This is a genomic window from Yeosuana sp., assembly GCF_057126245.1.
Genome location: NZ_DBNGMQ010000123.1, coordinates 1 through 7,146, shown reverse-complemented (window position 1 = coordinate 7,146; position 7,146 = coordinate 1). Strand labels below are relative to the sequence as shown.

At 29.9% G+C, this 7,146-nt stretch carries 3 protein-coding genes and 1 pseudogene; all 4 read right to left on the bottom strand.

The window, feature by feature from the left end:
- The coding region (locus AC15TD_RS15350; RefSeq protein WP_484453020.1) for an FGGY family carbohydrate kinase at positions 1-846 on the bottom strand (846 nt) is incomplete at its 3' end.
- A 483-nt stretch (positions 847-1,329) separates the two neighbouring features.
- Positions 1,330-5,499 (bottom strand): two-component regulator propeller domain-containing protein, encoded by a 4,170-nt coding sequence (locus tag AC15TD_RS15345; protein WP_484453019.1) that lies wholly within the window; start codon positions 5,497-5,499, stop codon positions 1,330-1,332.
- Between the two features lie 381 nt (positions 5,500-5,880).
- Positions 5,881-6,921 carry a glycoside hydrolase family 43 protein gene (locus tag AC15TD_RS15340; RefSeq protein WP_484453018.1) on the bottom strand — a complete coding sequence of 347 codons (1,041 nt, stop codon included), beginning with the start codon at positions 6,919-6,921 and terminating at the stop codon, positions 5,881-5,883.
- 3 nt (positions 6,922-6,924) lie between these two features.
- Positions 6,925-7,146, bottom strand: a pseudogene (locus tag AC15TD_RS15335) (hypothetical protein); the annotation flags it as partial.

Below are 7,146 nucleotides of genomic sequence, written 5' to 3'. Positions count from 1 at the left end.
ACGTGTACTCTCTTTTCCTGATAAACTTTCGGTAACAGCATACACAACTCCCGAGGTCCCTCCTGTAGCAGCCACTTCTCCAGGATTAAATACATTTAAAGAAAGCGCATTGTTAGGCTGATCTCCTGCTCGATAAAATATGGGAGTTCCTGCTGCCAAAGTGCTTTCTGCTTCGCCTTTTTCATCTACGACAGATTGTAAACCAAAAGTATCTACTATATCTGGCACTAATTCTTTATCAATACCATAATAGTCTAAAAGAAAATCGGCCACAGTATCATTTTTAAAATCCCAAAAAATACCTTCTGAAAGTCCAGAAATAGTAGTATTTATTTTGTTTGAAAACCGATAAGCAATATAATCACCTGGCAGCATAAATTTGTATGCTTTTTTGTAAATATCAGGCTCATTGTCTTTTACCCATTTTAATTTTGAAGCTGTAAAATTAGCAGGAGAATTTAATAAGTGGTTTGTACATTTTTCAGTACCAATATTAATAAACGCATCTTTACCTATTTGAACGGCTCTACTATCACACCAAATAATACTTTTTCTTAACGGTTTACCATTCTTATCTACTAAAACCAAACCATGCATTTGGTATGAAATACCAATACCTTTAATTTGCGTTCTAGATACATTGTATATTTTTTTTAAAACATCAATGGTTTTACAGATATGTTGCCACCATACTTCTGGTTTTTGTTCAGCCCATCCGTTTTTTAAAGCAAGCATGCTCATTTCTCTTTTAGGCTCTTGAACAACACCTATACTTTTTCCTGTTGAAATTTCAACTAGGGCTGCTTTTATTGAGGAGCTGCCTAAATCAAATCCTATGTAATACATGATTTATAATGATTCTCTTAATATTAATTTAGTTATTATATAACATTTTATTCGTACTTATTTATAAATATTACTGCTTTATCCCCAAGTTCTTTAAAATCAGTCGAAACAACTGGAAACAATTTATCAACACATATTTAATTGAATTACTCTCTTTAACTTGGATTGTTTTTATACCAATGCTATTAGTAACTTTTATATATATTAAAGTTAATGACTAAATATTAACAGCAACAATAGAAACAATAAAATAACCAATATGGCCTCAACTAAAATTCTGTATTTCTTTATAAAAGTTTTTTTCATGTTGATTTTATATCAACAAATGTAGAAAAGACCTATTATTAGTTTAACACATATTAAGCAAACTTTATAAAATTTGATGCGATAGCTCCCTAAAAATGACGGTATTCAACATTGGAATGATATGTTGCAGTATTTCTTTTCTTCACGACAAAAAATCAAATAATTTGATTTAAAAACTTATTTTTCTTTAACTTCTATATCTGTTGGTAGAATTCCGAAATGAGCTTTAAAACATTTTGTAAAATAAGATTGTGAAGAAAAACCGACTTTATAACAAACCTCACCTATATTTAAAGAACCTGTTTCGAGTATTTGTTTTGCCTTTTCAAGTCTTATTTTTCTTAAAAATTCATTAACAGTTTGACCTGTAAGTGTTTTTATTTTCCTGTAGAGTTGGCTTCTACTTAAATTAAACTCCGAAGCCAAAAGTTCTACACTTAAATTAGAATCACTTATATTTTTGCCTATATAATTAAGAAGTTTTATAATAAACTCTTTATCAATAGAAGTTGTGTTCGCATTCTCTTCTGATCCACTAATATTGCTGAAATATTTATCAAAAATCAATTTTCTGCTAGTTATTAATTGCGCCAAACGAAGCTCTAACAAACGCATATCAAAAGGTTTAACCATATAAGCATCTGCACCATAGCCTATACCTTCCATTCTATCCTCAATCGCAGATTTAGCTGTTAGCATTAATAATGGGATATGACTTGTTTTGATATCTGACTTTATTAGTTTACAAAATCCAAACCCATCCATTTCAGGCATAATTACATCTGTAATAATGAGGTCTGGAATAGCCTCCTTAGCTAAAATAAAGCCTTCTTTACCGTTATTAGCTAGTAGAATTTTATATTTATGTTTCAACTCTTCTTTTAAGTAATTTCTTAGTTCAACACTATCCTCAACAATTAGTAAAGTTTTTGTTATATTACTATCATCCGTACGAGCTACATCATTATTTTCTTCTCTGTTTGATGCAAGAATAAACCTTTCATTACTGTTTTTTACTGAAGATTGGTTAATAAGTATTTCATTGTCATTTAAATGTTTATTCCCAACAGGAAACATTATTTTGAAAGCAGTTCCTTTCCCAACAACACTTTCAACTTCAATTTTACCCCTATGTAAATGCACATAATTCTGCACTAATTCAAGACCTATACCTGTACCGCCATAATATGTTTTATTTAAGTTTTCTATTTGATAGAAACGTTCAAAAATCCTATCCACTTGGTCTTGCTCAAATCCTGGACCCGTATCTGATATCTTGATTTCAACAACTTTACTAGGACCGTTATTATTCAACAAGGGCATGTTAACTAATTGGTCAGTGGAATAAACTTCAATGTTGATTGTGCCGCCATCTGGAGTCACCTTTACAGCATTTGAAAGAATATTAAAAATGATTTTCTCTAACATACTTTCATCCACCCAAATTGGTAAATCTGGTAAATCAGCGTCAAGAGTAAGCAACAAATTTCTACTAAATGCCTCTTCTTTAAAATAACTTATAATGTCTTTTGTAAAATGAACTAGATTAAGCTCTTGAGCTCTTAAATTCATTTTATTTAATTCTTGTTTTCTAAAATCAATCAATTCATTTATAAGTCTATATAGCCTATCTGTATTTTTATAAATTACTCGATGCTTTGCCTTGATAAATTCAGGAAGATTCAAACTAGTATTCCTTATAATGTCTTGCAAAGGGTTTATTATTAAAGTCAGAGGCGTTCTAAACTCATGTGAAATGTTCGTAAAAAATTGTAATTTTTTCTCGTTTGATAGGTCTTCTAGCTCTCTCTTATTTCGCTCATTAATTATCACTTGTTTTTCTTTAATTCTATCCCGAGTCACTTTATTTAAAAAATATAATCCTAGAAAAAATAGAGCTACATACCCAAATAATGCAAAACGTGTTCGCCACCAAGGAGGCATTATGGTTATTCCTAATTTCAAAGGGGTTTCATTCCAAATATTATCATTATTTGCTGCTTTAAGCATAAAAGTATAGTCTCCATAATCTAAATTTGTATACGTGGCGGATCTTAAGTTTCCAACATAATTCCAAGATTCTTCTAAACCTTTTAAATAGTATGCATATTGGTTTTTTTCAGATCTAGTATAATTTATTCCTGTATATTCAATAGTGAAAACAGATTGCTTGTGGCTAAGTGTTAAATTATCCGTTTCCGATATTTGCTTATGAAGTGGTGAACCTTTTGTATTAGGAACTTCCTCTTTATTAAATAATTTAAATCCAGTCAAATGTAGGGATGGACTATTAGTATTTACTTTTATTTCCTTTGGATTAAAATAATCTACACCCTTATAGTTTCCAAAATATAATTTACCATTTGTATCTTTTAAAACAGCATTAAAATTAAAGTCATCAGACAATAAACCGTCATTAGACGTATAATTAATTACTTCATTGGTTTCCAAATTAATAACAGAAATCCCAGAATTTCCACTTACCCACAAATTACCATCATCTCCTTCAATAATGCTTGCTACATTTCCCTGATATAGACCAACAGATTCATTAAACAATTTAATCGTATCATTCCTTCTATCATATCTACAAAGGCCAGCACCTCTTGTTCCTATCCACAAATAACCATTTGAATCTTCATATATTGATAGAATTTGTATTGATCTTTTTTTGTTGTTATATGCCTTAGCAAGTCTTTCTGAATAAGGTGTAATTTCCAACTCATTGTCCCCACGTTTCTTTATTTCGAAAAGACCTTCAGTCGTTCCAAGCCATATGGCATTATCCTCGCTTACGAAAACTTTTCTTATATTACTGATGGCAGGAATTATATTATCACTACTTCTGTGCACCATATAATCAAAATCATAGTGCGTTATTTTTTTTGTTATAGGATTGAACGAATGTAAACCGCCATAATAGGTGCCAATCCAAATTTGACCACTTTTGTCTTCATCAAAACTTAAAATAGCATTTGAGGTTAGTTGACCATTAGAATTTTGAGTATTAATATTTTTAAATTCTCTACTCCCTTTATCTAAAATATAAATACCATTATCCCAACTACCAGCCCAAATATTATCTTTACTATCAATAAAAATAGTTTGAATATAATCACTTGTTAAACCAGAGTATAATTTAGTATCAAACCTATTTATATGGTCAATTTTATCAGATTTAGTATTATATAAATCAATCCCTCCACCATCCATGCCTAATAAAAAATGGTCTTTAGACCTTTTAACTATACTAGTAACAGATTTTGCCTTTAACGAATTAAATTCACGCGGAATACTTTCAATATTATGGAATTTATCATATAAATTATCACTAATAGCGACGCCATTATTGTAATAGCCAATCCAAATTCTATCATTTTTATCTAAATATAAATACCATATAGAATTTGAACTAATAATACTTATTTCATTTTTATTATACCTATAATTTTTAATTTGAGAGTTTTCGTAATTAATATGATAAAGACCATCATTCTCAGTACCAATTAATACGTTTTGATTTGCTAATTGTATAATTGATAAAATACGATTGTTAGTTATAGGCAAATGACTACAACTAATGAAACTATTAGTTACATCATCGAATTCATATTTATATAAACCATTTGAAATAGTTCCGACCCAAAGATTATTTTTATTATCAATCATCATATTTTGAATTGGATGATTAGTTGTAATAGAGTCTGAAAATTTTAATTTATAATCGATAATTTGGTTGGAAATAGTATCAACTTCTTTAAGCCCAGTATTAGTCCCAAAAAATATTTTACCTTGATTGTTTTTTTGAATACTATTTACAGAAGTTATCAGATTATCCAAACCTGTTACTTTTTTTACTTTTAAGGTCTTTAAATTAAGTTTTAATAAGCCTTGCTGAAGAGTCCCAATATATAAATTACCAGAATCATCTTCTTTTAAACTTAAAATTGATAAGTTAGTCTCTATAGAGTTCTCAAATGAAATTTTTGTAAATTGATCTAAATCTCTATTATATAAATTTAGACCATCCTCAGTTCCAACCCAAAGACGATTTGTTTTATCTATATATATTGAAAACACTAAATTATTGCTTATTGATGTAGAATCGTCTATTTTAAATTTATAAGAAGTATAATCTATGCCATCAAATTTATATAACCCCGAGCCATTTGTTCCAATCCATGTGAAACCATAATGATCATGTGTTATAGAATAAATTCCTACTTTGGAAATTCCTTTTTTTATTTCTACAAAATTAAAATCAGAAAAATTTTCCTGAGACCATAAACAGGTACACAGGATAACGTTTAATAATATGAAAGAGTAAATAGGTCTTTTTAATTTCATGATAAATTCAAAATTTAGGGCAAACGCTAAAAAATGTTTTCAATATAACAGAGTTTATTTTTCTTTCTAGTTTTTTTATGAGACATCTTTGAGATATTTATTTAATAAACATGTTTTCTATTATTCGTATGTTTATTTTAATTTGGCTCTATAAGAAAAACTGCTGTTAACATAACTGCTTAATTCGTTTTTGCGAAAGACCGATTAATAAGCAATATAGAAACTTTATTTATTTCAATTTTTTTTACTCCATGAAAACAGCTTGATTCTACTAATTTTCGCATTAGTGTTCATCATATTAAGGTAAATCTAACTTAAAAAGCTCTAATTAATTATGGAAACGTAACATTTTTTTAAAATCAATTCATTATTAACAGAACCTTATTTATTTTTATAAGGATTCAATGTAACTATTTTTCCGTCTTTTTTATAAGTCATTTCCGTCATTTTAACACATCTAAGGTGTGTTACACCTTTGGATAATGAAGAATCATGATAAAATAGATATGTTTTTCCTTCAACATTACAAATAGAATGATGTGAAGTCCATCCCACCACTGGTTTTAGTATCTTTCCAGCGTAGATAAAAGGGCCATAAGGACTATCTCCTATGGCATAGCATATTAAATGGGTGTCTCCTGTAGAATAAGAAAAATAATATTTTCCGTTGTGTTTATGCATCCATGAAGCTTCAAAGAATCGGCGTTCATTGTCTCCTGCCAATAATAGATTACCGTCTTTATCTATAATTTGAATTTCTTTTGCTTTCTCTGAGAACTCCAATAAATCATCTGTCATTTTAGCAACAAACGGCAATAAGGCCGGTTCATCGTCTTTTGGAAGAAATGCATTAGGGCTTTCAGGTTGCTCCGCGTTAAATGATCCTGTTCTCCAACGCTGTAATTGGCCTCCCCAAAGACCACCAAAATACATATAATAGCTGCCATCATCATCCTTAAAAACAGCAGGGTCAATGGAGAAGCTTCCTTTAATTGCTTCTGGTTGAGGAGTAAATGGTCCCGTAGGTGATTGACTTAGAGCCACGCCAATACGAAATATACCATCATATCCTTTTGCTGGGAAAAACAAGTAAAATATACCATCCTTTTCGTTCGCATCTGGAGCCCACATTTGCTGTTTTGCCCACGGTACATCATCTACATGTAATGCTACACCATTATCGTGTGCTTCACTATCTATGGTATCCATCGATATTACATGATAATCCTCCATGGCAAAATGGCTTCCTAAATCATCAAATGCTTCTCCAGCATCAATATCATGTGACGGGTAAATGTAAATTTTACCATTAAAATAGTGTGCTGAAGGATCAGCAGTGTAAAGATTACCTATTAAAGGTTTTGATATCGCTCTTTTATTTAAATTATCAAAATCAATATGTTCAATACTTTCCTCAGGCATATTTTATTCTTTTTCTATTTTGTTATTTCTTCTTTCTTTTAACTCTTTTTCTATTTGTATTTCCATGCCTTTATTAATTTCATAATAATACAATAATCCAACACATATAATAAAGGGAATAGCAGGAAAAAGACTCACTAACATTTTGGTTCCCTCTATTGCTGTTTGTGGTTGTAGTAAAACTTCGCCAGCTACAGCAGCCTCTTTAGTTATATAACCATATAA

Excerpts from the sequence above, each read along its gene's own strand:
- AC15TD_RS15340 (WP_484453018.1), bottom strand. The coding sequence starts at position 6,921 with ATGCCTGAGGAAAGTATTGAACATATTGATTTTGATAATTTAAATAAA.
- AC15TD_RS15345 (WP_484453019.1), bottom strand. The coding sequence starts at position 5,499 with ATGAAATTAAAAAGACCTATTTACTCTTTCATATTATTAAACGTTATC.